At 66.5% G+C, this 25408-nt stretch carries 21 protein-coding genes and 1 pseudogene; 17 read left to right on the top strand and 5 right to left on the bottom strand.

Annotated features, from left to right (window positions below):
- Positions 1–5: 5 nt before the first annotated feature.
- Together hemL and thiD are read right to left on the bottom strand one after the other, a co-directional pair.
- Entirely contained in the window at positions 6–1307 is a 1302-nt protein-coding gene (gene hemL / locus ACVMK0_RS07855) for a glutamate-1-semialdehyde 2,1-aminomutase (protein WP_476463454.1), read from the bottom strand.
- 19 nt (positions 1308–1326) lie between these two features.
- Positions 1327–2280: a bifunctional hydroxymethylpyrimidine kinase/phosphomethylpyrimidine kinase gene (thiD, locus tag ACVMK0_RS07850; protein ID WP_250961069.1), complete on the bottom strand. Its 954-nt coding sequence runs from the start codon at positions 2278–2280 to the stop codon at positions 1327–1329.
- 95 nt (positions 2281–2375) lie between these two features.
- On the opposite strand from thiD, the gene ACVMK0_RS07845 reads away from it, so the two are divergent.
- The 6 genes and pseudogenes from ACVMK0_RS07845 (at position 2376) to ACVMK0_RS07820 (ending at position 10819) form a co-directional block, all read left to right on the top strand.
- Entirely contained in the window at positions 2376–2549 is a 174-nt protein-coding gene (locus tag ACVMK0_RS07845) for a rubredoxin (RefSeq protein WP_045537861.1), read from the top strand.
- 68 nt (positions 2550–2617) lie between these two features.
- Positions 2618–3019: a response regulator gene (locus tag ACVMK0_RS07840; RefSeq protein WP_045536095.1), complete on the top strand. Its 402-nt coding sequence runs from the start codon at positions 2618–2620 to the stop codon at positions 3017–3019.
- Between the two features lie 15 nt (positions 3020–3034).
- On the top strand, positions 3035–3397 hold the full coding sequence (locus ACVMK0_RS07835) for a response regulator (protein ID WP_034109681.1): 363 nt from the start codon (positions 3035–3037) through the stop codon (positions 3395–3397).
- A 22-nt stretch (positions 3398–3419) separates the two neighbouring features.
- Positions 3420–3995: a chemotaxis protein CheW gene (locus ACVMK0_RS07830; RefSeq protein ID WP_082027309.1), complete on the top strand. Its 576-nt coding sequence runs from the start codon at positions 3420–3422 to the stop codon at positions 3993–3995.
- A 393-nt stretch (positions 3996–4388) separates the two neighbouring features.
- A pseudogene (locus ACVMK0_RS07825) lies at positions 4389–5498 on the top strand (methyl-accepting chemotaxis protein); the annotation flags it as partial.
- Positions 5499–5512: 14 nt separating this feature from the next.
- Entirely contained in the window at positions 5513–10819 is a 5307-nt protein-coding gene (locus ACVMK0_RS07820; protein ID WP_476463453.1) for a hybrid sensor histidine kinase/response regulator, read from the top strand.
- Here ACVMK0_RS07820 and ACVMK0_RS07815 read toward each other — a convergent pair.
- A complete protein-coding gene (locus tag ACVMK0_RS07815) occupies positions 10816–12315 on the bottom strand; it encodes a cryptochrome/photolyase family protein (protein WP_250961072.1) in 1500 nt (499 codons plus the stop codon). The two genes, ACVMK0_RS07820 and ACVMK0_RS07815, sit on opposite strands and share 4 nt — an antisense overlap.
- 26 nt (positions 12316–12341) lie before the next feature.
- Between ACVMK0_RS07815 and ACVMK0_RS07810 the strand changes: the two genes are divergently transcribed.
- Genes ACVMK0_RS07810 through ACVMK0_RS07785 form a run of 6 tightly spaced genes read left to right on the top strand, consistent with a single transcriptional unit; the run spans position 12342 to position 17337 of the window.
- Entirely contained in the window at positions 12342–13127 is a 786-nt protein-coding gene (locus tag ACVMK0_RS07810) for a YqgE/AlgH family protein (RefSeq protein ID WP_045537855.1), read from the top strand.
- Entirely contained in the window at positions 13124–13612 is a 489-nt protein-coding gene (gene ruvX, locus ACVMK0_RS07805) for a Holliday junction resolvase RuvX (RefSeq protein ID WP_476463452.1), read from the top strand. The genes ACVMK0_RS07810 and ruvX overlap by 4 nt, the downstream gene beginning before the upstream one ends.
- Positions 13609–14169 (top strand): bifunctional pyr operon transcriptional regulator/uracil phosphoribosyltransferase PyrR, encoded by a 561-nt coding sequence (gene pyrR / locus ACVMK0_RS07800; protein ID WP_082027307.1) that lies wholly within the window; start codon positions 13609–13611, stop codon positions 14167–14169. Before ruvX ends, pyrR begins: the two co-directional genes overlap by 4 nt.
- Positions 14166–15122 carry an aspartate carbamoyltransferase catalytic subunit gene (locus ACVMK0_RS07795; protein WP_045536089.1) on the top strand — a complete coding sequence of 319 codons (957 nt, stop codon included), beginning with the start codon at positions 14166–14168 and terminating at the stop codon, positions 15120–15122. The genes pyrR and ACVMK0_RS07795 overlap by 4 nt, the downstream gene beginning before the upstream one ends.
- Positions 15123–15143: 21 nt before the next feature.
- The gene (locus tag ACVMK0_RS07790) at positions 15144–16514 is read left to right on the top strand and encodes a dihydroorotase (RefSeq protein ID WP_476463451.1); all 1371 of its coding nucleotides are present in this window, start codon (positions 15144–15146) and stop codon (positions 16512–16514) included.
- A 19-nt stretch (positions 16515–16533) separates the two neighbouring features.
- Positions 16534–17337, top strand: coding sequence for a lysophospholipid acyltransferase family protein (locus ACVMK0_RS07785; RefSeq protein WP_045536085.1), 804 nt, complete (start codon positions 16534–16536; stop codon positions 17335–17337).
- Positions 17338–17397: 60 nt separating this feature from the next.
- Here the strand turns inward: ACVMK0_RS07785 and ACVMK0_RS07780 are convergent, their stop codons facing one another.
- Positions 17398–19086 carry a tetratricopeptide repeat protein gene (locus ACVMK0_RS07780; protein ID WP_052468456.1) on the bottom strand — a complete coding sequence of 563 codons (1689 nt, stop codon included), beginning with the start codon at positions 19084–19086 and terminating at the stop codon, positions 17398–17400.
- A gap of 270 nt (positions 19087–19356) precedes the next feature.
- Between ACVMK0_RS07780 and ACVMK0_RS07775 the strand changes: the two genes are divergently transcribed.
- From ACVMK0_RS07775 to ACVMK0_RS07755, 5 genes are all read left to right on the top strand, one after another.
- Positions 19357–20577, top strand: coding sequence for an ABC transporter substrate-binding protein (locus tag ACVMK0_RS07775; protein ID WP_476463450.1), 1221 nt, complete (start codon positions 19357–19359; stop codon positions 20575–20577).
- Between the two features lie 107 nt (positions 20578–20684).
- Positions 20685–21467 carry an ABC transporter ATP-binding protein gene (locus ACVMK0_RS07770; RefSeq protein ID WP_476463449.1) on the top strand — a complete coding sequence of 261 codons (783 nt, stop codon included), beginning with the start codon at positions 20685–20687 and terminating at the stop codon, positions 21465–21467.
- Positions 21464–22168 (top strand): ABC transporter ATP-binding protein, encoded by a 705-nt coding sequence (locus ACVMK0_RS07765; RefSeq protein ID WP_476463448.1) that lies wholly within the window; start codon positions 21464–21466, stop codon positions 22166–22168. Before ACVMK0_RS07770 ends, ACVMK0_RS07765 begins: the two co-directional genes overlap by 4 nt.
- A gap of 3 nt (positions 22169–22171) precedes the next feature.
- Complete coding sequence (locus ACVMK0_RS07760; protein ID WP_476463447.1) at positions 22172–23185, top strand: branched-chain amino acid ABC transporter permease; 1014 nt, start codon at positions 22172–22174, stop codon at positions 23183–23185.
- On the top strand, positions 23182–24525 hold the full coding sequence (locus ACVMK0_RS07755; protein WP_476463446.1) for a branched-chain amino acid ABC transporter permease: 1344 nt from the start codon (positions 23182–23184) through the stop codon (positions 24523–24525). The genes ACVMK0_RS07760 and ACVMK0_RS07755 overlap by 4 nt, the downstream gene beginning before the upstream one ends.
- Positions 24526–24552: 27 nt before the next feature.
- Here ACVMK0_RS07755 and ACVMK0_RS07750 read toward each other — a convergent pair whose 3' ends face one another.
- Positions 24553–25395, bottom strand: a complete 843-nt coding sequence (locus tag ACVMK0_RS07750) for a heme ABC transporter ATP-binding protein (protein WP_476463445.1) — start codon at positions 25393–25395, stop codon at positions 24553–24555.
- Positions 25396–25408: the final 13 nt, after the last annotated feature.

Raw genomic sequence — 25408 nt, 5'->3', positions numbered from 1 at the left:
CGGACCTACCCCCCTGCCCACACCCCCCGCGCCGCAGCCACCGTGGCCTCAACATCAGCCTCGGAGTGCGCGGCGCTCACAAAGCCGGCTTCGTAGAGGGCGGGGGCGAAATAGACGCCGCGCTCGAGCATGGCGTGGAAGAAGTGGTTGAAGCGGGCGCTGTCGGTGCGCAGCACGGCGGCGTAGTTTTGCGGCAGTTGCTCGAGCAAGAAGAAGCCGAACATGCCGCCTTCGCTGTCGGTGCAAAAGGGCACGCCGGCTTGGGCGGCGGCTTGGGCTAGGCCTGCGGTCAGGCTGCGCGTGCGCGCGCTCAGGGCTTCGAAGAAGCCGGGGCGTTGCAGTTCACGCAGGGTCGCCAGGCCGCAGGCGGTGGCCACGGGGTTGCCGCTCAGGGTGCCGGCCTGATAGACCGCGCCCAGCGGCGCCAGTTGCTCCATGATGGCGCGTTTGCCGCCAAAAGCGGCCAGCGGCATGCCACCGCCGATCACCTTGCCCAGCACCGTGAGGTCGGGCTCGAAGCCGGGGATGTGCTGCGCGTACAGGCTTTGCGCGCCACCGAGCGCGACCCTAAAGCCAGTCATCACCTCGTCGAAGGCCAGCAGCGCGCCGTGCTGGGTGCACAGTTCGCGGCAGCGGCGCATGAAGGGCACGCTGGCGCGCACGAAGTTCATGTTGCCGGCGATGGGCTCGATCATCAGGCACGCCACTTGGGGGCCGTGCTCGGCAAAGGCGGCTTCGAGCTGGGGCAGGTTGTTGTACTCGAGCACCAGCGTGTGCTGCACCACTTCGGGCGGCACGCCGGCGCTGGTGGGGTGGCCGAAGGTGGCTAGGCCCGATCCGGCCTTGACCAGCAGCGCGTCGGCGTGGCCGTGGTAGCAGCCTTCAAACTTGATGATTTTGCTGCGCCCGGTGGCGCCGCGCGCGAGCCGGATGGTGCTCATGCCGGCTTCGGTGCCCGAGCTCACCAGCCGCAGCATCTCGATGCTGGGCAGCAGCTTGACGATTTCTTCGGCGAGCTCGATTTCGCGCTCGGTCGGGGCACCGAAGCTAAAGCCGTCGAGGGCGGCGCGCTGCACCGCTTCGAGCACCGCCGGGTGGCCGTGGCCCAAGATCATCGGGCCCCAGGAGCCGATGTAGTCGATGTAGCGCTGGCCGTTGGCGTCCCAGAAGTAGGCGCCCTGGGCGCGCTGCACGAAGCGCGGCGTGCCGCCCACGGCCTTGAAGGCGCGCACGGGCGAATTCACGCCGCCGGGGATGAGCTGGCGCGCGCGCTGCAGCAGGGCAAGGTTGCGGTCGGTGGCTTGCATAAATGAGATAAAAAAGGAATCAGTGGGTGCGGGATGGGGTGGGGAAGGCTTCGAGCTGCTGCGCCGGGCCGGCCGTGGGGTCGTCGGGGTCGGCTGCGCCTTCGGGGGGCTCGTCATCATCCAGAGCCCAGAACAGGCGGTTGGGAATGGCGTGGCCCATGCCGGGCTGAAAACCGGCCACCAGGCACTGGTCGAGGTAGGTGAGGGCTTCAGCGCAGGCGGTTTGCAAGTCGGTCTCGCCGGCCAGCAGGGCGCACAGCACCGCCGACAGGGTGTCGCCGGCGCCGCTGAAGGTGGCGTCGAAGCGCTCGAAGCGGGCGCTGGCGAGCAGCGTTTCGGGGGCCGCGAGGTGGCTCTCGAGGTAGAGGTCGGGGGCGTTGAAGCCGGTGACCAGGGTGTAGGGCACGCCGTGCACAGCGGCGGCGGCGGCGATTTCGCGCGCCAAAGGGGGGCGGTCGTGGGCCCAATCGGGCAGCAGCCAGCGGCTCAGGGTGTGGTGGTTGCCCACCAGCACGCTGGTTTGCGGCAGCACGCGTTCGGCCAGCGCGTCGAGGTAGTTTTCGCGCTCCACTTCGTCCCACCAGGTGAGGTCGGGCAGGTAGCAGACCACGGGGATGTGGGCGTAGTCGCTCAGCAGCTCGGCGATGGTGCCGAGGTTGTCGGCATTGCCCACGAAGCCGACCTTGATCGCTTGCGGGGTGATGTCTTCGAGCACGCAGCGGGCTTGGTCGTCGACTAGCTCGTCGTCGAGCGCAATGTGGTGGTGGATGCTGCGCGTGTCGCGCACGTAACAGCCGGTGGCGATGGCCAGCACGTGGCACGAGGCGCTGCTCATGGCGGTGAGGTCGGCCGACAAGCCGCCGGCGCCGCAGGGGTCGTTGGCGTTGAAGGTGAGCACGCAGGGCGGGCTGGCATGGGCTGCGGCCTCGGGGGGTGCGGTTGCGGGCGCAGGGGGAGGCAAAACAGGGCTCATGCAGGGGCGGCTGGGTCGCGGTGGGCAGAAGGGGTCTGTGGGTGCAGGCGGCGCTGGATACAATGTCTTCATTCTATGTCAAGCATTTTTCAACCATGAGCGCCCACAAAACTTGGATGTGCCTGATCTGCGGCTGGGTTTACGACGAAGCGGCAGGTTCGCCGGAGCACGGCTTGCCCCCCGGCACGCGCTGGGAGGATGTGCCCATGAATTGGACCTGCCCAGAATGTGGCGGGCGCAAGGAGGACTTTGAAATGGTGGCCTTGTGACTGCGATGTTGCTGCTTTGTGCGCCCGGCGTACAAGCTTAAATTACGATCGAGTCACAAAGGCACGCCATGCAGGAAAGCTCCAAAATACCTTGTAAAGTGCTGGTGGTGGATGACAGCCAGACCGTGCGGATGAGCGCTCAACGGTTTCTGCGTGAAGGGGGGCACGAGGTGCTTTTGGCCGAGGACGGCTACCAAGCGCTGGCGCTGCTGCACGACTTCATGCCCGATCTGGTGTTTTGCGACATCCTGATGCCGCGCCTCGATGGCTACCAAACTTGCGCCATCATTCGCCGCAACGCGCGCTTTGCCCACGTGCCGGTGCTGATGCTGTCTTCCAAAGATGGCGTTTTTGATTTGGCCCGTGGCCGCCTGGCGGGCGCCCAAGACCATTTGGGCAAACCCTTTGGTCGCGAGCAGTTGCTGCAGGCGGTGCAACAACACGCGGTGCGATCGCCTTGCGCGCCTTAACAGACGTTTTATGCCATGGTTCGAAATATCTTAGTAATCGACGACTCGCGTACCGAATTGCTGCACCTGTGCAAGCTGCTCGGGAACAACGGCTACCGGGTGCGAGTCGCCCAAAATGCCGAGCAGGCTCTAGAGGAGTTGGCTGTTGAGTTGCCTGACCTGATCCTGATGGACGTGGTGATGCCTGGCACCAACGGTTATGCCCTTACACGCCAATTGGTGCGCCACCCCCAGTACGGTCAGGTGCCGGTTTTTCTTTGTTCAAGTAAAAATCTGGAGTCGGACCGGGTTTGGGGCTTGCGCCAAGGTGCGCGCGAGTATTTCACCAAACCGATTGACGTCAAGTCGCTTTTGGCGCACATCGAGGCGCTGAGCTAAAAATGCAGCATCGCCCTTGACCATGATGACTTCCAGCCGACCCAGCCGCAAATCTTACGAAGCCGAATTGAAGCGCAAGCTGGCCGAGTCGGGTCGGCGCAGTGCCCAAGCGGGATGGTTGGCGTTGGGCTGGCAAGGAGCCCTCGCCCTGGTGCCGCTGGCCCAAGCGGGTGAGATTTTTACCCCGACGCCTTTGCAGCGCTTACCGCACAGCCAACCTTGGGTGTGTGGCGTGGCGGGTTTGCGTGGCAATATTTTGTTGGTTTTTGATTGGGCTCAGTTGCTCGGTTGCGCCGCACCCGGGCAGGCCACCCCAACTGCGCTCGATGCGGCGGGCCAGTACTGGGTGTCGTTGAGTCCGGCCTTGGGCATTGGTGCCGCGCTGTGTGCCGACCGCTTGCTGGGTTTGCGCTATGAACAGAGTTTGGAGTTTGCTCCGGCCACAGGCCATCCTTCCGGGGTCCAACGACTGGCTCGAGATGCACAAGGGCAGCAATGGCTGGAGCTCGACTTGCCTGCAATTTGCAGTCGGGCGGCGTTTCAGAATTTGTTGCTTTCAGGATTTTCTCGCTCCGAGCCCACCTTGCCTCCTACTTAGCTAAGGTCGTCCATGTTTGCCGTGTTTCGTCGTATGTTTTCTGCCAAGGCCGGCAGCACGCCGACCGAGCCTGTCGCTGCAGCCACGAGCGACTTAAACCCTAACGACAGTGCGGCGCTCGCTCTCGATCCGACTCCCGGTCGCCTGGAGAGCCCCGATGTCGAGGTGGCCCCGACTCCCGATCGCCCCGATCGCCCCGATATCGATGTGATCGCTACCGCCGACCTGTCGTGGTGGGGTGCGAGCCACTGGTGGGTGTTTTTTCTGCTGTTCCTCATGCTGATGGTGTTGTCGGCGTTGCAAGGGTGGTACAACCCACAGTGGGCGGTGCCGCACAATTTGCCCCCTGGAGCATGGAGCGTGTTTGCAGCTGGGTTTGGATTTTTGGCGGTGTTGTCCTCACTCGCCATGATGGGTCAGTTGCAGCGGGCGGCCTTGGCGCAGCAGCAGGCCCTGGTGGATTCTGAGGTCTTGGCGCGAGAACAGGAGCAGGAAACCCGGCGCATCAACGAGGCCACGCAAGCGGCCATCCTGCGCCTGATGAACGAGCTCCAGCGCGTGGCCGAGGGCGACCTGACGCAGCAAGCCACGGTGAGCGAAGACGTGACCGGGGCCATTGCGGATACGGTCAACTACACGGTCGAGGAGCTGCGCAGTCTGGTGGCCCAAGTGCAGCGGACCACGGAGCGGGTGGGCGAAACCTCTGGCCGGGTTGAAAGCGCTTCCAATAAGTTGCTCTCTGCGTCGTCTGAGCAGCTGCGCGAAATTCGTCAAACCGCGCAGTCGGTGCTTGATATGGCGGTGCGCATTGGACGCGTGTCGCAGCAAACGCAAGGTGCGGCAACTGCGGCGCAGCAATCGCGTCAGGCGGCCGAAACTGGGTCGCGTGCGGTGCACGAGGCGATCGAGGGCATGAACCGCATCCGCCAGCAGATGCAAGAGACTTCCAAGCGCATCAAACGACTTGGGGAATCTACACAAGAGATTGGCGAGATCACCGAACTGATCGACGACATCACCGAGCAGACACAAGTTCTGGCGCTCAATGCCGCCATCCAAGCCGCGGCGGCGGGCGAAGCTGGACGCGGCTTTTCGGTGGTGGCTGAGGAGGTGCAACGTTTGGCAGAGCGCAGCGCCGATGCCACCAGCCAGATTGCTGCGCGGGTGCGCGCCATTCAGGTCGATACCCAAGACGCGGTGCAGGCCATGGAGGGCTCGACGCGCGAGGTGGTTGAAGGCACGAAGCGCTCCGACAACGTGGGGGCGGCGCTTGCCGAGATCGATCGCTTGTCGGTGCAAGTGGCTGACCTGGTTGCCCAAATTGCCACCACCGCAACCCACGAAGCGCAGCAGGCTGGGGCGGTGGCGAAGCAGATCCAACACGGCTTTCTGGTGACCGAGCAAGCCAGCGAGGGCACGCGCGCTACGGTGCTGCAGTTGCGCGAATTGGCGCAACTGGCCGAAGAGTTGCGCCTGTCGGTGACTCGCTTTAAGATTGCCTGAGCCCAAGGCCGCCCATGAAAGCTGCCTTGAGCGCCTCCCCTGCCGATCCAACCAGCGCCCCCATGCAAACCAACCCGCACAGTGCGCTTGAAGCCGGATTGCAGCCCTTTGCTGCGTCAGAAGCGGTGAGTATGGGGCCCCTGGGATGGGTTTACGAAGAGCTGCGCCAGTGTCTGCAAGAGGCCGATGCCACGCTGCTGCGCTTTGTCTCTGACAATGTGGCGGCTCGCAGCGGCGACTTGGCCGAGATCGATGCCAGCGAGCTGCGGCTGCTTAGCCAGCGCTTGCACCAGGCGGTGGGGGCGCTGGAATTGGTCGAGTTGGCCGCAGCCGCTCAGACCTTGCGCGCCTTGGAGGCGGCTGTGGGCAAGCTGATCGCCAAGCCTGCCCTGGCCACCGAGGCGGCAGCCGCCGCCGTCAGCGCCGGCTGCCGGGTGTTGCTGGACTTTCTCTGGCGCGAACTGCGCCAGCGCCCGGTGTCGCCGCAAGCGCTGTACCCAACCTATCTGGCATGGCAGCAACTGGCCGGTGCGGCGCGCATTCATCCGGCTGATTTGTGGCCCTGCGAGCCGCGCATGGTGCCCCTGCCCGCTGGGCCGGCCTTGACCCCGGAACCGGCGTTGCGCACCCGGCTCGAGCGCCATGTGCTGGCGGTGGTCAAGAGCCGCGATGCCGCCGCAGCGGCGGCGTTGGTGCCCTTGACCGCTGGTTTGGCACGCGGGGCCTCAGTGCCCGAAGCGGCACAGTATTGGCTGGCTGCTGCGGCCTGCTTTGAGGCCTTGGCCGAGGGCTGTCTGCCCGACACGCTCTACGTCAAGCGGGCCGTTACCGGCGTGCTGACGCAATACAACGCCCTGGCCCAAGGCCGATTCGAGCCATGGGCACGCCACACCCACGACTTGCTGTACTTGGTGGCCCACTTGCCGGCTGCGGCCATCAGGATTGGCAGTTTGCATGTCCAGGCCATCCGGCAGACTTATGGCTGGCAGCCACCAGATTTGCTCGGGCAGTCAGAGTCAAATTTGGGGCAGGACGATTCGTTGCGGCTTGCACAGGCACAGTCTGCGTTGCATGCGGCCCAACGGGCCTGGGAGCGCCGGAGTGCCGGGGAGGGCGGCGATCAGTTTGGTGCAGCCATGCAGCGCTTGGGTGGCAGCCTAGATGCCTTGTGGCAGGGGTTGCCCCAGTCTGCGGTGCCTGATTCGACCCTTCAGCCGTCGGCTGATGCGGTTGCCCCCTCTTCAGACCCATCCAGAGCAACCAGCTGGGGCCGCGTGTGCACCGACCTGGTGCAAGGCCTTAGTCATGACCCTGCTGCATGGCCACCCGGGCTGGCGCTCGAAGTCTCCAGCACGCTGTTGTGCCTGGGTGCCGAGCTCGATGACTTCGATGCGCACCCGCAGATCGACTCTGCCGACTCGCGCTCGACCGAGCGGGTTGATGCAAACGCAGCGTACCAGCGCCAGCAGGACCTGCTGCAACGGTTGCATGCCTGCGCCCACGGACTGCCGCTGCCGCCTGCTCCCAGTTGGATGAGCGAGCGCTACTGCAACTTCAGCGAGCGCCAAAGCCAAGCCGCACTGTACGGGCAGATGCGCAGCGATTTGAACGAGCTCGAGCGTGCGCTCGAGACTTGGTTGCAGGCCAAACAAAGCGTCCCGACAGCCATGCCCGACGAAGCGATTTGGCCACGCTTCGATGCGCTGTACAAAATTGCCGAGTGGCTGGACTTGAAGCCTGTGGTTTCAACTTTGGGAGCAATGCGGCGTTGGTTTGCGGCCCTGGAGACAGCCAGCGCATCGCAGCGCGCAGAGTTGGAATCGGCCCAATGGTTGGCCGACAACTTTTCGGCCTTGGAGTTGCTGCTGGAAGCCATGTCGCAGCAAACCGAACTGGCTAGCGAGGCATTTGCGTTTGACCCTGCAACCGAACGCTTGCAGGCGTTGCGCCCTGTGGCTTCTGCGGCCACTTCGGCGCCTCAAATCAATGCGGCGGTGGATGCAGCCGGTGTCACCAAGGCCGACGCCGATTCTGTTTCGGAGTTGTCCGAGTCCGATGATTTGCTTGAGGTGTTTTTAGACGAGGCGCAGGCCCTACAGGAGCAAATCACGCAATCGTTGGCGGCGTTGCAATTGCAGCCCGACAGCGCGCCGAACCTGCTGGCCACGCGCCGCGCCTTTCACACCCTCAAAGGCAGCGCCCGCATGGTGGGCCAGACGCAGGTGGGTCAATTGGCCTGGGGTGTGGAGCAGGTGCTCAACACCTGGCTGGCCGATCGCCTCCCGGCTACCCCCGATTTGTTGCAGCAGTGCGCAACCGCGTTGGAACGCATCCGCGAGGCTCTCGGCCTTGGATCGACTCAAGCCAGTGATGCGGCGTCAACAGTCGAATTCATGCGACCCGAGCTCCCGGCTGCACCGATTGCCGAGGCTTCGTTGCCGCTCCAATCACCGCCCGACCCCGAGCGCGTGCCGCTGCTGCGCGATGCGCTTCAATTGCCGCCCGTGCTTGATCAGCCCGTCAAGGAAGTGGGGCCGCTGCGCATAGAACTCGATCTGTTCAATGTTTTTTTGGCCGAAGCCGACGACTGGTCGCGCCGTCTGCTGCAGGGGCTCGAGCAGCCGGAGCTGGCCACTGTACCGCCGCTCTTTGAATGGTCGCATGCGCTTGCTGGAGGCGCGGCCACAGTGGGTCATGAGGGTCTGTCACAGCTGGCGCGTGCCTTGGAGCAAGCACTGGAGCGGTTGCTGCCGGTTGCTGGGGGTGCCCGCTTGCAGCAGCCGGTGCAGGCGGTCTTGATTGAAGCGGCGCAGCAGATGCGCGCAATCCTGCATCAATTTGCTGCCGGTGTGTTGCGCAACCCTCAGCCCGAGACCTTGGCTGCTCTGGCGGGCTTGGTGCCATCAAGCGAAACGCGCTCTGAGTCTGGTGCATTGCGGGTGGCTGGGGCTGCGCCAGGGGATCGATCCGGCGAGGTGACGTCAACGCCGCAGTCTACGGTCGTGCCCGAGGCCGAGTTGGCCCCCGCTTTTCTGCGCGACCTTGTACTCGACCCTGCTGTTTTTGCCGTTTTCGATGACGAGGCGCAGCAGTTGTTGCCTCAGCTGGGTGCCGCCTTGCGTCAGTGGAAAGCCCGTCCACAGCACGGGGTGGCACGCAGTGAGTTGCTGCGCCATCTGCATACCTTGAAGGGAAGCGCCCGTCTGGCCGGCGCCATGCAGCTGGGAGAGCGCTTGCATCGACTCGAAAGCCGGGTGCTGGCACTGCCTGATGTGCCCGAGTCCACCGCTTTGCATGCGCTCGAGCCAGAGCTGGAGCAGGTCGAAGCCGACCTGGCACAGCTGCGCCGCCGCAGCGCCCAAGCCAAAGTCAAGGCGCAAGCCGACGTTCCAGTTGCGCATCGGCCGAGCCATGCGGTGGCAGAGTTTGCGCCCGAGTTGCTGCAACCGAGTCCAGTGGTCAGTACCCTGAGGGTGCGCGCCGACTGGCTCGACCGGCTGGTGCTGCACGCCGCCGATCTCAGCCTGAGCCGCACCCGCATCGAGTCGGATTTGTTGGGTGTGCGCCGCTCGTTCGAGGACATGGCCACCAACGTGGCCCGTCTGCGCAGCCAGTTGCGCGAACTTGAACTGCAGACCGAATCGCAGAGATCTCCTGCCGTGGTGCAAGGTTCGTCTCCCGATCCGCGCTTCGACCCGCTCGAGCTTGACCGCTACACCCGATCCCAGGAGCTTACGCGCCTGATGGCTGAAGCGATCAACGACGTAGCCGTGGTGCAGCACCAATTGCAGCGGGCGATGCAGTCTGCTGAGGGCAACTTGGCAGCGCAGACCCGCCAGACGCGCGATTTGCAGCGGGATTTGTTGCGCAGCCGACTGGTGGCTTTTGATTCGCTGGGCGAGCGCTTGCAGCGCTGTGTGCGGCTGGCGGCTGAGGACTGTGGAAAAACGGCGGAACTGCGCCTAGAACACGGTGAACTCGAGCTCGAGCGCAGCGTCTTGGAGCGTTTGGTTCCAGTGCTCGAACACTTGTTGCGCAACGCGGTCGTGCACGGACTGGAGACCGATGTGCAGCGCCACCTGTTGCGCAAGCCGCTGCCTGGCCGGATTTCGATTGCGCTGCAATCCCACGACAAAGACCTGTCCATTACTTTGAGCGACGACGGCGCCGGGCTCGATAGCGAGCGCATACATCAGCGCGCTATCGCCTTAGGGCTGCATCCGAAGGCCGGGCAATGGAGTCTGGAGCAGGCCCAGCGGCTGGTTTTTGCTGTGGGTTTGAGCACAGCGGATGAGGTCACCCAAGTGGCTGGGCGTGGCATTGGGCTCGATGCCGTGCGCAGCGAGGTGCGTGCGCTCGGTGGTCGCATCGACTGCCTAGCACCCCCAGCGGGGGGGTGTGCATTTCGGCTTTGGTTGCCTCGCAGCAGCAGCTTTAGCCAGGTTCAGATGCTGCGTGTGGGTGATTTTGTCTTTGGCGTACCTTCCGACTTGGTGCTGCAAGTTCACCAAGCGCAAGCCCCTGCCCTTACAGCCGCCTACGTCCGAGGCCGCTGGTCTAGTGAGGCTGCAGGGCCGATCGCCTTTCATTGGGCTGGGGCACTGTTGGCCTTGTCGGCCGAGAGCACGGATGAGGCCTCGCAGCAGGCACGGCAGTGGCAGGTGGTTGAGTTTTATAGTGCGGGTCAGCGCGTGGCATGGCATGTGGACGAGGTGCTTGAGGTGCAAGAGGTGGTGCTCAAGCCCTTGGGCCCGCCTTTGGTGGGCTTGCCAGGCTTGGCAGGGGCCACTGCGTTGGCCTCGGGTGCCGTGTGCCTGATCTACAACCCGGTCGCCCTGACGGCCTTGTGCGCCGAGGCGGCGCGCCAGTGGGTGCGCGAACATCGCGCTGGCGCCACCAGCAAAACAGCAGCGACGCAGGCCACTCCCGTCGGGCCTGCAGCGGCCCCGCTGGTGCTGGTGGTAGACGACTCCATCACGGTGCGCCGCGTCACCCAGCGTTTGCTGCAGCGCGAGGGTTATCGCGTGGCGCTGGCCAGTGACGGTGTGCAGGCCTTGCAGCGTCTTGCAGTCGAGCAGCCCGCAGTGATGCTGTGCGATATTGAAATGCCGCGCATGGACGGGTTCGAGTTGCTGCATCGAATGCGCCTAGACCCGCGCTGGGCCGATTTACCGACCATCATGATCACCTCGCGCTTGGCTGAAAAGCACCGCCAGCATGCACGCACACTGGGGGTCGAGCATTACCTGGGCAAGCCCTATTCTGAGCTTGAACTGCTGGCTTGGGTGCGGGAAGCCTGTGCGCGCAGCGCTCAGCCCTAGGTTTCGGTGCGCGCCACGGCGTAGCGCTCGAGCGTGAGCGCGCGCGCCTCGAAGTGGTCCACCAGCGGCGCCGGGTAGTTGCGCCCCAGCACCACGCCGGCTGCCGCCAGATCGTGGGCTGATGCGCGCCACGGTGCGTGCAGCTGCGCGTCGGGCAGGCTGGCCAATGGCGGCAAATAGCGCCGGATGAATTTGCCTTGGGGGTCGAACTTTTCGCTTTGCAGCACGGGGTTGAAGATGCGGAAGTACGGTTGCGCGTCGCAGCCGCTGGAGGCGCACCACTGCCAGCCGCCGTTGTTGGCGGCAAGGTCGAAGTCGATCAAATGATCGGCAAAGTAGCGCTCGCCCCAGCGCCAGTCCAGCCCCAGGTCTTTGCACAAAAAGCTGGCGGCCACCATGCGCAGGCGGTTGTGCATGTAGCCGCTCTGGTTGAGCTGGTGCATGGCCGCATCCACCAGCGGGTAGCCGGTCTGGCCCGCGCACCAAGCGGCAAAGTGGGCTTGCGCTGTTTTGCCGTGCTCCCAGCGGATGCGGTCGTAGACGGGCTTGAAGGCGCGCTCGGCCACGTGCGGAAAGTGGGCCAGTATCTGCTGGTAAAACTCGCGCCAGATCAGCTCGCTGAGCCAAGTGCTGGCGCCGGCCACCCCTTGTTGGTGCAGATCGTGCGCCAGCCGCACCGCTTGGCGGATGCTCAAGGTGCCAAAGCGCAGGTGCACGCTCAGGTAGCTGGGGCCTTTGAGGGCGGGGAAGTCGCGCGTTTGGCCGTAGTGCTCGATGCGCGCCAAAAAATCTTCCAGCAGCGCCAGCGCGCCGCGGCTGCCGGTGCGGATTTTGAGCTCGCGCAGGTTGCTGGGCACAAAGCCGAGCGCTTCCAACGGCGGCACCCCGGTGGCCAAGCCGGGCGGGAAGGGCGCCAGCGCGTCGGCAAAGCGCTCCACGGGGTGCGGCTGCGTGTGGCTGGGGGTGAGCGATTGCAGCCAAGCTTTTTTGTAAGGCGTGAACACGGTGAATGCGTGCCCGCTTTGGTTGAGGATTTCATGGCGTTCAAACACCACCTGGTCTTTGTAGGTGTGCAGCAGCACGCCCTCGTGCGCCAGCGCGCCGCGCACCTGGGCATCGCGGGCTAGGGCGGCGGGCTCGTGGTCGTGGTTGGCGTACACCGCCTGCACGCCCAGTTGCGCGGCCAGGCGCGGGATTTGCTCAATGGCGCGGCCGTGGCACACCAGCAGCCCCACGCCTTCGGTGCCGTTGCTGCGCCCGAGCGCGCGCAGCTGCTCGTCGAGGTCGATGAGCGACTCGTGGATGAACTCGACCCGCCGGTCCGCCTGCAGGCCGCGCTCGAGCAGCGGTTGCAAGATGTCGGTATCGAACACAAAGACGCACCAGACGCGCTGGCACTGGCGCAGCGCTTGATGCAGTGCAGCGTGGTCGTGGCTGCGCAGGTCGCGGCGCAGCCAGACCAGACCGCTGGGGTAGGTTTTGGGGGCTAGGGTCATGTGGGTGGGCGCTTAGAATGCACGGCATGAATTCGGATTTTGCACCCACTGACCTGACACACCATTTTTTAATCGCCATGCCGGGCCTCAAAGACGAGCTTTTTGGCAAAAGCGTGGTGTTTTTGTGCGAGCACTCGCCGCGCGGGGCCATGGGTTTGATCATCAACAAACCCAGCCATCTCACCGTGGGCGAGTTGTTCGAAAAGGTCGATTTGCCGCTGCGCCGCAGCGAGCTGGCGCCGCAACCGGTGTTGCTCGGCGGGCCGCTGCAAACCGACCGCGGCTTTGTGCTGCACCCGGCCATGGGGGCGGTGCAGGCGGTGGGCAGCGACCACACCCCACCGGCGGTGGCGCGCGCCCTGCGCGAAGCGCTGGCCGGCCTCGAGTCCGATGACGCAGCGCAACCCGAGCGCGATGCGTCGGCGCGCAACGAGCAGCCCGTTGACGATCCCAATGTGCAACCCGACGCGCCGCCAGACGCACAATCTGAGGCCAGCGCGCCATCGGCGCTGCCCAGCGCCTACGCGGCCAGCCTCAAAATCGCCGGCAGCGGGCTGGAGATGACCAGCTCGCGCGACGTGCTCGAGGCCATGGCCTGCGGCGCTGGGCCCAGCAAAATGTTGTTTACCCTCGGTTACGCCTCGTGGGGCGAGGGCCAGCTCGAGTCCGAGATTGGCGAGAACAGCTGGCTGACGGTAGACGCTGACCCGGCCCTGATTTTCGACACCCCGCTGGCGCAGCGCTACGAAAAGGCCATGGCCTTGCTGGGGCTGCAGTCGTGGATGCTGGCACCGGGCGCGGGGCATGCATGACGGCGGTCAGCGAGGCTTTGCCGCCCAATGCCGCCTTGGCGGCTGCGGCTGCGGCCGCGGCTGCCGCTTCGGCACCCAGCCCGCTGCAGTCCGTACCAGACAGCCAGCAGCGGTTTTTGGCCTTTGACTGGGGGCTCAAGCGCACCGGCGTGGCGAGCGGCAACCGCCTGACGCGCAGCGCCAGCCCACAGCCCACGCTGCGCGCCGAAGGGGCGGCGCGCTGGCCGCTGATCGAAGCGCGCGTGCGCGAATGGCAGCCCGATGCGTTGGTGGTGGGCATTCCCACCCACCCCGACGGCGCTGCACACGCCAACACGGCGCTGGCGCAAAAATTTGCGCGCCAGTTGCGCGGCCGCTTTGCTTTGCCGGTGTACGAGGTGGACGAGCGCTACAGCAGCACCGAAGCCCACAGCCAGGGCGCGCGTGACGCCGATGCCGCCGCCGCCTGCATCATCTTGGAGCAGTTTTTGAGGAGCCTGCCATGAGCCATTTGCTACTCGATGCCGAACAGCTGTACGCCGAGCTCAAGCGCGGCGTGCAAACCCTGCTGGCCGGCAGCGCCACGACGCCGCACCTGGTTGGGGTGGCCACCGGCGGGGCCTGGCTGGCCGAGCGCTTGCACGCCGAGCTGGGTTTGCCGGGCCGCGCCGGCGTGATTTCGTCGGCCCTGCACCGCGACGACTACGCCCAGCGCGGCCTGCGCGCGCGCGGCGGCCAAACCAGCCTGCCCTTTGAGGTGAGCGGCGCCGAGGTGCTGCTGATCGACGACGTGCTCTACACCGGCCGCACGCTGCGCGCCGTGATCAATGAGCTCTACGACTACGGTCGCCCAGCCTGTGTGCGGCTGGCGGTGCTGGTGGATCGCGGCGGGCGCGAGCTGCCGCTGGCGGCCGACTTTGCCGCCGTGCGGCTGCCGCTGGACCGCGCGCTGCGCTTTGACTTGGTGCGCCGCGCCGAGGGCGGCTTCGACTTCGAGGTCGCCCCCGCCAGCCCTGTTTCCAGCGCTATGTCCGGCAGCAGCCTAAAGGGGAGCGCCACATGAGCCCCAACCCGCAACTCAACCGCCACGGCGAACTCGTCCACCTGCTCTCGACCGAGGGGCTGCCGCGCGAGATTTTGCTGCACATCCTCGACACGGCGGCCAATTTCGTGGGTGTGCACCAGCGCGAAGTCAAAAAAGTGCCGCTGCTGCGCGGCAAGAGCGTGTTCAACCTGTTTTTCGAGAACAGCACCCGCACCCGCACCACCTTCGAGATCGCCGCCACGCGCCTGTCGGCCGACGTGATCAACCTCGACATCGGGCGCAGCTCGGCGGCCAAGGGCGAATCGCTGCTCGACACCATCGCCAACCTGAGCGCCATGGCGGCCGACATCTTTGTCGTGCGCCACAGCGAATCGGGCGCGCCCTACCTGATCGCGCAGCACGTGGCGCCGCACGTGCATGTGATCAACGCCGGCGACGGGCGCCACGCCCACCCCACGCAGGGGCTGCTGGACATGTACACCATCCGCCACCACAAGGGCGATTTCAGCCAGTTGTCGGTGGCCATCGTCGGCGACGTGCTGCATTCGCGCGTGGCGCGCTCCGACATCCACGCCCTGCGCACGCTGGGCTGCCCCGACGTGCGCGTGGTCGGGCCGCGCACGCTGGTGCCCGCCGATCTGGCCTCGATGGGGGTGCGCGTCTGCCACGACCTGGAGCAGGGCATCCGCGGCTGCGACGTGGTGATCGCACTGCGGCTGCAAAACGAGCGCATGAACGGCGCCCTGCTGCCTTCGAGCCAAGAGTATTTTCAATGCTTTGGCCTCACGCCCGAGCGGCTGCGCTGGGCCAAGCCCGACGCGATCGTGATGCACCCGGGGCCGGTCAACCGCGGCGTCGAGATCGACTCCAGCGTGGTCGATGGCGCGCAGAGCGTGGTGCTGGCGCAAGTGACCTTTGGCATCGCGGTGCGCATGGCGGTGATGGGCATCGTCGCCGCCAATGAAGCCTAAACGAACAGCGGAGCAGCAAGCATGAAGACACTGATTCGGGGCGGGCGGCTGATCGACCCGGCCAGCCAGACCGATCGGCTGGCCGACGTGGCCATCGCCGGCGGGCGCATCGTGCGCATCGCGGAGCCGGGCGCGGCGTGGCCCAATACTGCGTCAGAATCTGCGTCCGATTCTGCGCCCGAGCGGGTGCTCGACGCCAGCGGCTGCTTGGTCGTGCCCGGCCTGGTGGACCTGTGCCTGCGCCTGCGCGAGCCGGGGCAGGAGCACGCCGGCATGCTGGAGTCCGAGCTGGGGGCGGCGCTGGCCGGCGGCGTCACCAGCCTGGTCTGCCCGCCCGACACCGACCCGGTGCTCGACGAGCCCGGCCTGGTGGACATGCTCAAGGCGCGGGCGCAAAAGCTGCGCCAAGCGCGCGTGTTTCCGCTCGGTGCGCTCACGCGCGGCCTCAAGGGCGAGGCGCTGACCGAGATGGTGCAGCTCAGCCAGGCCGGCTGCATCGGCTTTGGGCAGGCCGAGCTGCCGATCGTCAACACCCAGGTGTTGCAGCGCGCTTTCCAGTACGCCGCCACCTTTGGCTACAGCGTTTGGCTGCGGCCGCAAGACTTCTGGCTGGGCCAAGGCGTGGTGGCCAGCGGCCCGCTGGCTACGCGCATGGGCTTGAGCGGCATACCCGTGGCGGCCGAGGTGCTGGCGGTGCACACCGCGCTGGAGCTGCTGCGTGGCGTGCACGCCAGCGCCTCGAGATCCGGGCCGGGGCTGCGCCTGCACCTGTGCCGGCTCAGTTCGGCCGCTGCGGTCGAACTGGTGCGTCAGGCCAAGGCGGCCGGTTTGCCACTGAGCTGCGACGTCAGCGTGCACAACCTGCACCTGTGCGACACCGACATCGGCCACTACGACACCCGCGCGCGCCTGCAGCCGCCGCTGCGCCAGCCCAGCGACCGCGCCGCGCTGCGCGCCGCGCTGGCCGACGGCACCATCGACGCGCTGGTGTCGGACCACAACCCGGTGGCGGCCGACGCCAAGGTGCTGCCCTTTGCCGAGGCCGAACCGGGCGCCACGGCGGTTGAGCTGCTGGCGGGTCTGGCCTTGCTGTGGGCCGAACAAGAGCGGCTGCCGCTGCTGCGCGCGCTCGAGGTGCTCACCGCCGGGCCGGCGCGGGTGCTGGGGGGCAGCCTGGGCTCGCTGCAAGACAGCTTGGGCTGCGTCAGCGAAGGCGGTGTGGCCGACCTGTGCCTGATCGACCCCCGGCGCCCTTGGACGGTGGCCGCCGGCGCGCTGCGCAGCCAAGGCCGCACCACCCCTTTCGAAGGGCGCGAGCTGCCGGCCAGCGTGCGCGCCACGCTGGTGGGCGGGCAGGTGGTCTATGACGCGGCGCAGCCGCGCCGGGCCTGATGCGGCGGTGGCTTAATACATGAAGCGCGTGCGCGCCATCGGGCGCCTGCTGCGGCTGGCGGGCCATATCTTTTGGGCCCTGTACCTGCTGCTGTACCGTTTCCCCAAGCTCGGGGCGCCCGAGCGCGAGCGCATTGTGCGCGCTTGGACGCAGCAGGCGCTGGCGATCATGGGGGTGCGGCTGCAGGTGCTGTGCGAGCCGCCCTCCGCCGGGCCCTTGTTGGTGATCTGCAACCACATTTCCTGGCTCGATATTTTGATCATCAACGCCAGCCAGCCGTGCCGCTTTATCTCCAAGGCCGAGGTGCGGCGCTGGCCGGTGCTGGGCACCTTGGTCGAGCGCGCCGGCACCTTGTTCATCGAGCGCCAAAAGCGCAGCGACGCGCTGCGCGTGGCGCAGCAGGCTTCTGCCGCGTTGCGTGCGGGCGATCTGGTGGCGCTGTTCCCTGAGGGCACCACGGGCGACGGGCAGGGCATTCTGCCCTTTCATGCCTCCCTGTTGCAGGCGGCGGTGGATGCCGACTGCCCAATCCTGCCCGTGGCCGTGGTCTATCTGCACGGCCACGGGCAGGCGCTGCTGGGCGAGGCGGCGCGCCACGAGGCGCCGGTGTACTGCGGCAACACCAACCTTTTTGCGTCGGTCTGGCGCATCGTTTGCGCCCGCGACCTGCAAGCCACCTTGCACTGGGGCGAGCCCGATGCGGCGCAAGGGCGCGACCGCCGCGCCTGGGCCGAGTCGCTGCGCACCGAGATCGGCCGCTTGGCCGACCAGCCCTTGCTGCCGCGCACCGGCGAGCCGCCGCGCTGGAAAAAAAACGCCTGACCGTCCGGATCAAAAAACGGCCTGATTGTGGTTCGGGGCTGGGGGCCTTGGCTGGGTGTGTCACTCGGGCGCTGGCGGTCGGTCCATTGCACCTAGGTTGACTCCGCCCGCCGGACGCAGCCGCGGGTCGCCCAGCGCCGGTTTGCTGCGCGCGGTGCCATAGTCGGCGCGCAGTTGCGCCAGCTGCGTGCGCTGGCTGTCGGAGGCGGCAATGTCGCTGCCATAGCGCTGCAGCACCAGCCAGGCCGTCTCTACTGCTCGGGCGTTTAACGAGCCTTGGGCGGTGCGCAGCAACTCGGCAAAGGCAGTTTTGGGCTCGCCGCCGTTGGCGGCCTTGAGCGTGCGCTCGATCAATTCCACCATGTGATCCTGAGCCTGCTGCAGGCGCTCGACAAACGGAGGGTGGGCGCTGGCGGCGTTGGCCAAGAGGTCGCCCATGGCTTTGCTGGTGGCAAAGCGGCGCCCCATGCGATCGATCGCTTTCGGGTCTGGCAGCAGATCCCTTTGGCGCTGCCCTAGGTAGGCCAAGGCGCAGAGCAGGTTGCAGGCGGCCTCCATGTCGAAGGTCGGTGCGTCGATCTGCTGGCACGCTTGGGCAATCAGGTTGCGGGCTTTGTCCACCTGCCCTTGTTGGTCGTGGGACAAGGCGGCGATCAGGTCGGTGCAGCGTTGCAAGCGCAGATCGTGCGGGGTGGCGCGCAGGCGTTTGCGCAGCTCGGCTTGGTGGCGCTCGAGTTGCGCCGGTTGCTGGTGCGCATAGGCCGACAGGGCCAACAGCAGGAGGCACTCGCTGTCGAACATTTTGGAATCCAGCCCGAGGTAGGTGGAGCGCTCCAGCAGCTCAAAAGCGCGTTCGCGATCGCCGCAAAAAAAGGCCAGCATGCCCAGCCGCTGCTGGCGGCCGATGGCCATTGGGGTGAGGGTCAGCGCTTTGTGCAGGGTCGATAGTGCCTCTTGAAACTGGCCCAGCTCCAATTGGGCGCGGCCCAACACGTCGTAGGCCTCGGGGTAGTCGGGGGCGGCTTCGATCAAGGCCTTGAGGGTCTGCAGGGCCGCGTGGGTGGCGCCAGCGTCGAGCTGCGCGCGCGCCACGCCGAGCAAGGCCCAGGGCTTGGGGTCGGCGTCCCACAGCAGTTGAAACAAGGCGCGCGCCTCGTCCATGCGCTCGAGCCGCAGCAGCACCTCGGCCCCCAGGCGGCCCGCTTGTTGCCACTGCGGCCCGCGCGCGGCCACGCGTTCGTGCGCCAGCCGCACCGCTTCTTCGGGCTGCTGTGCTTCCAGCGCTTGGTAGATGGGCAGCAGCGCGGCCTTGCGCAGCCGCGCCTGCTCGATGCGGTCGTACAGGCTGCCGGCCGAGTAAGGGCGCACGATGTAGCTGTCCACCGAGGACTCGGCGGCTTCGCTCACTTTGAGGTAAGTGGCTTCGTCGGTAAGCAAAATAAACACCGTGGCGTAGGGCAGCAGCCCGCTGCGGCGCAGGTCGTCGAGCAGCTCTTGGCCGCTGCCGCCGCCCTTGGGGAACTGGTCGCCACAGATCACCACGTCGAAGGGGTTGCGCTCCAGTTCGCGCCGCGCCTCGCTGATGCGGCTGGTTTGGCTCACCGACTGCAAGCCCATGCCGCGCAACTGGCCGGCCAGAGTCATGCGCGTGCTCGGGTTGCCATCGACCACCAAGGCCGCCGACTGGTGCAGTGCGCGCGGACGGTTGGGCGCAGAAGCGGGCGGGGGCGGAGCAAGGGGCCGGTTCATGAAAGGGCAGGCGGGATTTGAAAGCGACTTTAACCGAGTTGGAAGTGCACCGATTTGGGGCGGCAAAGCTGCGACACAACAGGCATGCTTATTGCTTTTAGGCTGGGAGCTGGTGCGCAGGCGTCTGCATCGTGGTACACACTGGCTTGCCCATGGCAGCGTGTCAATTTCATGAAAGCTGGCGGCAACTGCTGCTAAGATTGGCACCTTGGTTGTTTCCGTGGGCGGCTTGCCCGGCGTTTACCCCTACCCCCTTATCAGGAGCCTTACTTGAAAAAGATCTTTGCCATTGCCGCCTTGGCGGCCAGCTTGGGCTTTGCAGCCCAAGCCCAGACCCCGGCACCGGCTGCCGCTGCCGCCGCCACCGCCAACCCAGTGCGCTTGGGCGTGCTGCTGGGCTTTACCGGCCCGATCGAATCGCTCACCCCGGCCATGGCCGCCAGCGCCGAGCTGGCGATCCGCGAAGTCAACGCCAGCGGCCTGTTCCTGCGCGGCACGCGCGTGGAAGCGGTGCGCGCCGACTCGACCTGCGTCGATGCCGCCGCCGCCACCGCCGCCGCGCAGCGCCTGATCACGGCCGAGCGCGTGAACGCCATTGTCGGCGCCGACTGCTCGGGTGCCACCACGGCCGTGCTGCAAAACGTGGCCGTGCCGCGGGGCGTGCTGATGGTCTCGCCGTCCTCCACCTCGCCGGCCCTCACGGGTGTGCGCGACAACGACTTCTTCTTCCGCACCGCACCGTCGGATGCGCGCCAAGGCGAAGTGATCGCCGAGCTGCTGCGCGAGCGCGGCATCACGCGCGCCGCCATGACCTTCACCAACAACGACTACGGCCGCGGTTTGTCGAGCAGCATCCGCAGCAACTTCGAACGCTTGGGCGGGCGCATCACCATTTCGGCCGCGCACGAAGACGGCAGGGGCGACTACACCGCCGAAGTGGCGGCGTTGGCCGCTGCCGGGGGTGAAATCCTGATCGTGGCTGGCTACGTGGACCAGGGCGGGCGCGGCATCATCCGCTCGGCGCTCGACAGCGGCGCCTTCAACCGCTTCTTCCTGCCTGACGGCATGATCGGCGACAGCCTGCCACCGGCCATCGGCGCGGGCCTGAACGGCTCCTTCGGCACCAAGCCCGGCTCCGAAAGCCCCGGCGGTACCCGCTTCGAGGAACTGGCGCGCGCGGCCAACATCCGCATCGGCCCCTTCACGCACCAGTCCTACGACGCCGCTGCGCTGATCCTGCTGGCGATGCAGTCGGCCAACTCGACCGACAGCGCACGGGTGCGCGAGCACATGATGGCGGTGGCCAACGGCCCCGGCGAGACCATCAACGCCGGTGATCTGGCGCGCGGGCTGCGCATTCTGGCGGCCGGCGGGCGCATCAACTACGAAGGGGCCTCGGCCGTGCGCCTGATCCCCCCCGGCGAATCGGCCGGTGGCTTCAGGATCATCGAAGTGCGCAACGGCCGCATGGAAACCACGGGCTTTCGCTGATAGTTAATCCGCAGCCAGCCGCCCTTGCAAAGGGGCGCCGGCGCCCTTTTAATCCACGCCCAACAAAACGGTCCGCCCAATCGGTGCGGGCCGTTTCTTTTGTAGCCATGATCGAAGTCCAAAACCTACGGATGCAGTTTGGTGGCATCCGCGCCGTCGATGACGTGTCGCTGACCATCGAGGCCGGGCGCATCACCGGCCTGATCGGCCCCAACGGCGCCGGCAAGACCACGCTGTTCAACGTCATCGCCGGGCATTACCAGCCCACGGCGGGGCGCGTGCTGCTCGACGGCGCCGACATCACCGGGCTGGCGCCGCACCAGTTGTTTGCCAAGGGCTTGCTGCGCACGTTCCAGATCGCGCACGAGTTTGCCACCCTGACGGTGCGCGAAAACCTGATGATGGTGCCGCCGCGCCAGAGCGGCGAGACGCTGCTGGGCACCTGGTTGCGCCCGGGCCAGGTGCGCGCCGAAGAAGAAGCGGTGCGCGCCAAGGCCGACGATGTGATCCGCTTTTTGCAGATCGAAGCCGTGGCCGACGAACTGGCCGGCAACCTCTCGGGCGGGCAAAAAAAGCTGCTCGAGCTCGGCCGCACCATGATGACCGAGGCCAAGATCGTGTTTCTGGACGAAGTCGGGGCCGGCGTCAACCGCACCCTGCTCAACACCTTGGGCGACGCGATTTTGCGCCTGAACCGCGAGCGCGGTTACACCTTTTGCATGATCGAGCACGACATGGACTTCGTCGGCCGCCTGTGCGACCCGGTGATCGTGATGGCCGAAGGCCGGGTGCTGGCCCGAGGCAGCGCCGCCGAAGTGATCGCCAACGAGCACGTCATCGAAGCCTACTTGGGCCGCGGCCTGAAAAACAAAGCGGGGGCTGCGTCATGAGCTTTCTGATCGCAGCACACATGACCGGCGGCTACGGCGGCAGCGACATCCTGCACGACTGCACCATTGCTGTAGAGCAAGGCCAGATCGCGGTCATCGTCGGGCCCAACGGCGCCGGCAAATCAACCGCCATGAAAGCCATCTTCGGACTGCTTAACCTGCGCCACGGCCAGGTGCGCTTCAACGGCGAGGACATCGGCGCTTTGAGCCCGCAGCAGCGCGTGCTCAAGGGCATGGGCTTCGTGCCGCAGACGCACAACGTGTTCACCTCGATGAGCGTCGAAGAAAACCTCGAGATGGGCGCCTTCATCCGGCGCGACGACATCCGGCACTCGCTCGAGCAGGTCTATGCGCTGTTTCCGGTGCTCAAGGAAAAGCGGCGCCAGCCGGCCGGCCAGCTCTCGGGTGGGCAGCGCCAGCAGGTGGCGGTCGGGCGCGCCCTCATGACCCAGCCCAAGCTGCTGATGCTCGACGAACCCACGGCGGGCGTGTCGCCGATCGTCATGGACGAATTGTTTGACCGCATCATCGAGGTCGCGCGCAGCGGCATCGCGATTTTGATGGTCGAGCAAAACGCGCGCCAGGCGCTGCACATCGCCGACAAGGGCTACGTGCTGGTGCAGGGCAGCAACCGCTACACCGACAGCGGCGCGGCCTTGCTGGCCAACCCCGAGGTGCGGCGTACTTTTCTGGGAGGCTAAAGCATGGAAGATATTCTGAATGCCCTGGCGCTGCTGACCAACTTTGTGCTGCTGCCCGCAGCCGCCTACGGCAGCCAACTGGCGCTGGGCGCTTTGGGCGTGACGCTGGTGTATGGCATTTTGCGCTTTTCCAATTTCGCCCACGGCGACACCATGGCCTTTGGCACCATGATCGCCATTTTGTTCACTTGGTGGCTGCAGGCCCAAGGCGTGAATCTGGGCTTTTTGCCCACTGCGCTGCTGGCGATCCCGTTTGCGGTGCTGGCCACGGTGGCTTTTATGCTGCTGTGCGACCGCTGGGTCTATCGCTACCACCGCGTCAAGAAAGCGCCGGCGGTGGTGTTCCTGATCTGCTCGGTGGGCGTGATGTTCCTGCTCAACGGCATCGTGCGCTTCGTCATCGGCCCTGGCGAGCAGCACTTTGCCGACGGCGAGCGCTTCATCTTCACCGTGGTGCAGTTTCGTGAGTTCACCGGGCTCGAGCAAGGGGTGTCGTTTCGCACCAGCCAGGCGCTGACGCTGGTGAGCGCGCTGCTGATCGTGGTGGCGCTGTTCTGGTTTCTCGAGCGCACGCGCACCGGCAAGTCGATGCGCGCCTACTCCGACAACGAGAACCTGGCGCTGCTCTCGGGCATCAACCCCGACCGCGTGGTGCTGATCACCTGGGTGCTGGCGGCGGCGCTGGCCACCGTGGCCGGGGTGCTGTATGGGCTCGACAAGGGCTTTAGGCCCTTCACCTACTTCCAGCTGCTGTTGCCCATTTTTGCTGCCGCCATCGTCGGCGGCTTAGGCAGCCCGCTGGGGGCGATTGCGGGGGGCTTCATCGTCGCCTTCTCCGAGGTCTTGCTGACCTACGCCTGGCGGCGCGTGTTTGAGTACCTAGGCCCCGAAGGCTGGGCCCCCGAAGGGCTGATGCAGCTGCTCTCGACCGACTACAAGTTTGCGGTCTCGTTCGTCATTTTGGTGCTGGTGCTGCTGATACGGCCCACCGGCCTGTTCGGAGGCAAATCGGTATGAACGCCTGGTTGAATCGCTACATCGGGGCGCCGGCGCTGTTTGGCCTCATGGGCTTGGCGCTGGTGCTGGTGGGGGTGTTGCAGAGCTGGTCGCTGGCGCTGACCATCGCCATCTACTGCGTCATCGGCGCCATCATGGCGCTGGGCCTGAACGTGCAGTGGGGCTACGCCGGCCTGTTCAACGTCGGGCTGATGGGCTTTGCGGCGCTGGGCGGCATCGCCGCCGTACTGGTCTCGATGCCGCCGACCACCGAGGCCTGGCAGGCCGGGGGCTCGGGCATCATCACCTCGGTGCTGCTGTCGCTGGCCACGCTGGCCGTCGCACTGCTGGTCTACAAGCGCATGCGCCGCGGCCGGGCCCGCATGTGGACCATGGTGGTGATTCTGCTCGGCGGCTACCTCGTCACGCGCCAGTTCTTCGACCCGGCAGTCGAGCTGATCGAGGCCGTCAACCCGGCCGCCACCGGCTACCTGGGCGGGGCCGGCCTGCCGATCATGCTGTCGTGGGTCGTGGGCGGCTTGTTCGCGGCCGGCGCGGCCTGGCTGATCGGCAAGATCACGCTCGGGCTGCGCTCCGACTACCTGGCCATCGCCACGCTGGGCATAGCCGAAATCATCCTGTCGGTGCTGCGCTTCGAGGAGTGGCTCACGCGCGGGGTCAACAACGTCAACGGCCTGCCGCGCCCGCTGCCGCAAGAGATCGACCTGCAGCAAACCGCCTGGGTGCAGGAGTGGGCGCTGCGCCTGGGCACCACGGTGCCCGATCTGGCCTCGATCACGGTCAAGCTCGGCTACCTCGGCCTGGCGCTGGGGGTGCTGCTGCTGCTATTCTGGCTGGCGCAAAGCGCGATCCACTCGCCCTGGGGCCGCATGATGCGCGCCATCCGCGACAACGAAACCGCCGCCGAGGCCATGGGCAAAGACGTGACCGGCCGCCACCTGCAGGTGTTCGTGCTCGGTTCGGCCATCATCGGCGTGGCCGGCGCCATGATGGTGACGATCGACGGCCAGTTCACGCCCAACACCTACAACCCGCTGCGCTTCACCTTCCTGATCTGGGTCATGGTGATCGTGGGCGGCTCGGGCAACAACCTGGGCGCCATTCTGGGCGGCTTCCTGATCTGGTTCTTCTGGGTGCAGGCCGAACCGATCGGGTTGTGGTTTATGGACGTCGTCACCGGCACGCTGCCGGCCGAGAGCTGGCTGCGCGCGCACCTGCTCGAAGGCGCGGCGCACATCCGGCTGATGGTGATGGGCATGATCTTGCTGCTGGTGTTGCGCTTCAGGCCACATGGGCTGATTCCGGAGCGCAGCGAGCGGCCGCATTCGCTGCGGCGCTAGCGCCGCAGCTCCCGGGCGCGGGAGCGCTTAGGGGGCCAGCAGCAGCTGCGCGACCCCCGAGGGGTCGCGCACGGCGTGGGTGTGCACCTGCCAGACCGCGTGCACCAGCTCGGGTTGCAACACGCTGGCCGGTGCGCCGCTGCCCACCAGGCGGCCGTCTTGCAGCACCCAGCAGCAGTCGGCGTAGCGCAGCGCCAGGTTCAGGTCGTGCAGCACCAGCAGCACGCCGGCGCCGCGCTGGCGGCTCCACTGGCGCAGTGTGTTCAGGCAAGCGTGCTGGTGCTGCAAGTCGAGCGCGGCGGTGGGTTCGTCGAGCAGCAGCCAGTTCGAGCGCCTATCGGCGCTGGGGCGCCAGACCTGGGCCAGCGTGCGCGCCAGTTGCACCCGGGCGCGCTCGCCACCGCTGAGCTCTCGGATGCTGCGTTGCGCCAAGTGCGCCACCGCGCAGTGCTCGAGCGCGGCGCGCACGATTTGCTCTTCGTCGGGTTGCGGCTGCAAGCGGTGCGGGTAGCGCCCGAGCTCGACCACCTCCTGCGCCGTGAAGTCAAAGGCCGGCACCAGTTCTTGTGGCAAAAAAGCGCGCCGGCGCGCCAGCGCGGCGGCGTTGCGGCGCTGCAGCGCCTCGCCGTCAAGCCAGACCTGGCCCGTCTGCGGGCTGCGCAAACCCCCGAGCACGTGCAGCAGAGTCGATTTGCCGGCGCCGTTGGGGCCGAGCAAGACCCCGACTTGGCCCGCGGCGAGCTGCAGATCGATGCCGTCAAGCAGGGCGCGGCCGTGTTGCTGCACCGTGATGGCTTGGGCCAGCAGGCCGCTGGGTTGTGCTGCGCTGGCGCTGGGCAGAAGGGCGCTGGCGGGCAGGCGGGCGTTCATGGGTGCGGTGCTT

It is taken from the genome of Serpentinimonas sp. SSL01 (assembly GCF_056323735.1).
The sequence above is the reverse complement of the archived record's forward strand: the minus strand, read 5'-3'. Positions and strand labels throughout refer to the sequence as shown.

Coding starts and splice junctions, on each gene's coding strand:
- hemL (WP_476463454.1), bottom strand. CDS start 1,307: ATGCAAGCCACCGACCGCAACCTTGCCCTGCTGCAGCGCGCGCGCCAG.
- thiD (WP_250961069.1), bottom strand. CDS start 2,280: ATGAGCCCTGTTTTGCCTCCCCCTGCGCCCGCAACCGCACCCCCCGAG.
- ACVMK0_RS07845 (WP_045537861.1), top strand. CDS start 2,376: ATGAGCGCCCACAAAACTTGGATGTGCCTGATCTGCGGCTGGGTTTAC.
- ACVMK0_RS07840 (WP_045536095.1), top strand. CDS start 2,618: ATGCAGGAAAGCTCCAAAATACCTTGTAAAGTGCTGGTGGTGGATGAC.
- ACVMK0_RS07835 (WP_034109681.1), top strand. CDS start 3,035: ATGGTTCGAAATATCTTAGTAATCGACGACTCGCGTACCGAATTGCTG.
- ACVMK0_RS07830 (WP_082027309.1), top strand. CDS start 3,420: ATGATGACTTCCAGCCGACCCAGCCGCAAATCTTACGAAGCCGAATTG.
- ACVMK0_RS07820 (WP_476463453.1), top strand. CDS start 5,513: ATGAAAGCTGCCTTGAGCGCCTCCCCTGCCGATCCAACCAGCGCCCCC.
- ACVMK0_RS07815 (WP_250961072.1), bottom strand. CDS start 12,315: ATGACCCTAGCCCCCAAAACCTACCCCAGCGGTCTGGTCTGGCTGCGC.
- ACVMK0_RS07810 (WP_045537855.1), top strand. CDS start 12,342: ATGAATTCGGATTTTGCACCCACTGACCTGACACACCATTTTTTAATC.
- ruvX (WP_476463452.1), top strand. CDS start 13,124: ATGACGGCGGTCAGCGAGGCTTTGCCGCCCAATGCCGCCTTGGCGGCT.
- pyrR (WP_082027307.1), top strand. CDS start 13,609: ATGAGCCATTTGCTACTCGATGCCGAACAGCTGTACGCCGAGCTCAAG.
- ACVMK0_RS07795 (WP_045536089.1), top strand. CDS start 14,166: ATGAGCCCCAACCCGCAACTCAACCGCCACGGCGAACTCGTCCACCTG.
- ACVMK0_RS07790 (WP_476463451.1), top strand. CDS start 15,144: ATGAAGACACTGATTCGGGGCGGGCGGCTGATCGACCCGGCCAGCCAG.
- ACVMK0_RS07785 (WP_045536085.1), top strand. CDS start 16,534: ATGAAGCGCGTGCGCGCCATCGGGCGCCTGCTGCGGCTGGCGGGCCAT.
- ACVMK0_RS07780 (WP_052468456.1), bottom strand. CDS start 19,086: ATGAACCGGCCCCTTGCTCCGCCCCCGCCCGCTTCTGCGCCCAACCGT.
- ACVMK0_RS07770 (WP_476463449.1), top strand. CDS start 20,685: ATGATCGAAGTCCAAAACCTACGGATGCAGTTTGGTGGCATCCGCGCC.
- ACVMK0_RS07765 (WP_476463448.1), top strand. CDS start 21,464: ATGAGCTTTCTGATCGCAGCACACATGACCGGCGGCTACGGCGGCAGC.
- ACVMK0_RS07760 (WP_476463447.1), top strand. CDS start 22,172: ATGGAAGATATTCTGAATGCCCTGGCGCTGCTGACCAACTTTGTGCTG.
- ACVMK0_RS07755 (WP_476463446.1), top strand. CDS start 23,182: ATGAACGCCTGGTTGAATCGCTACATCGGGGCGCCGGCGCTGTTTGGC.
- ACVMK0_RS07750 (WP_476463445.1), bottom strand. CDS start 25,395: ATGAACGCCCGCCTGCCCGCCAGCGCCCTTCTGCCCAGCGCCAGCGCA.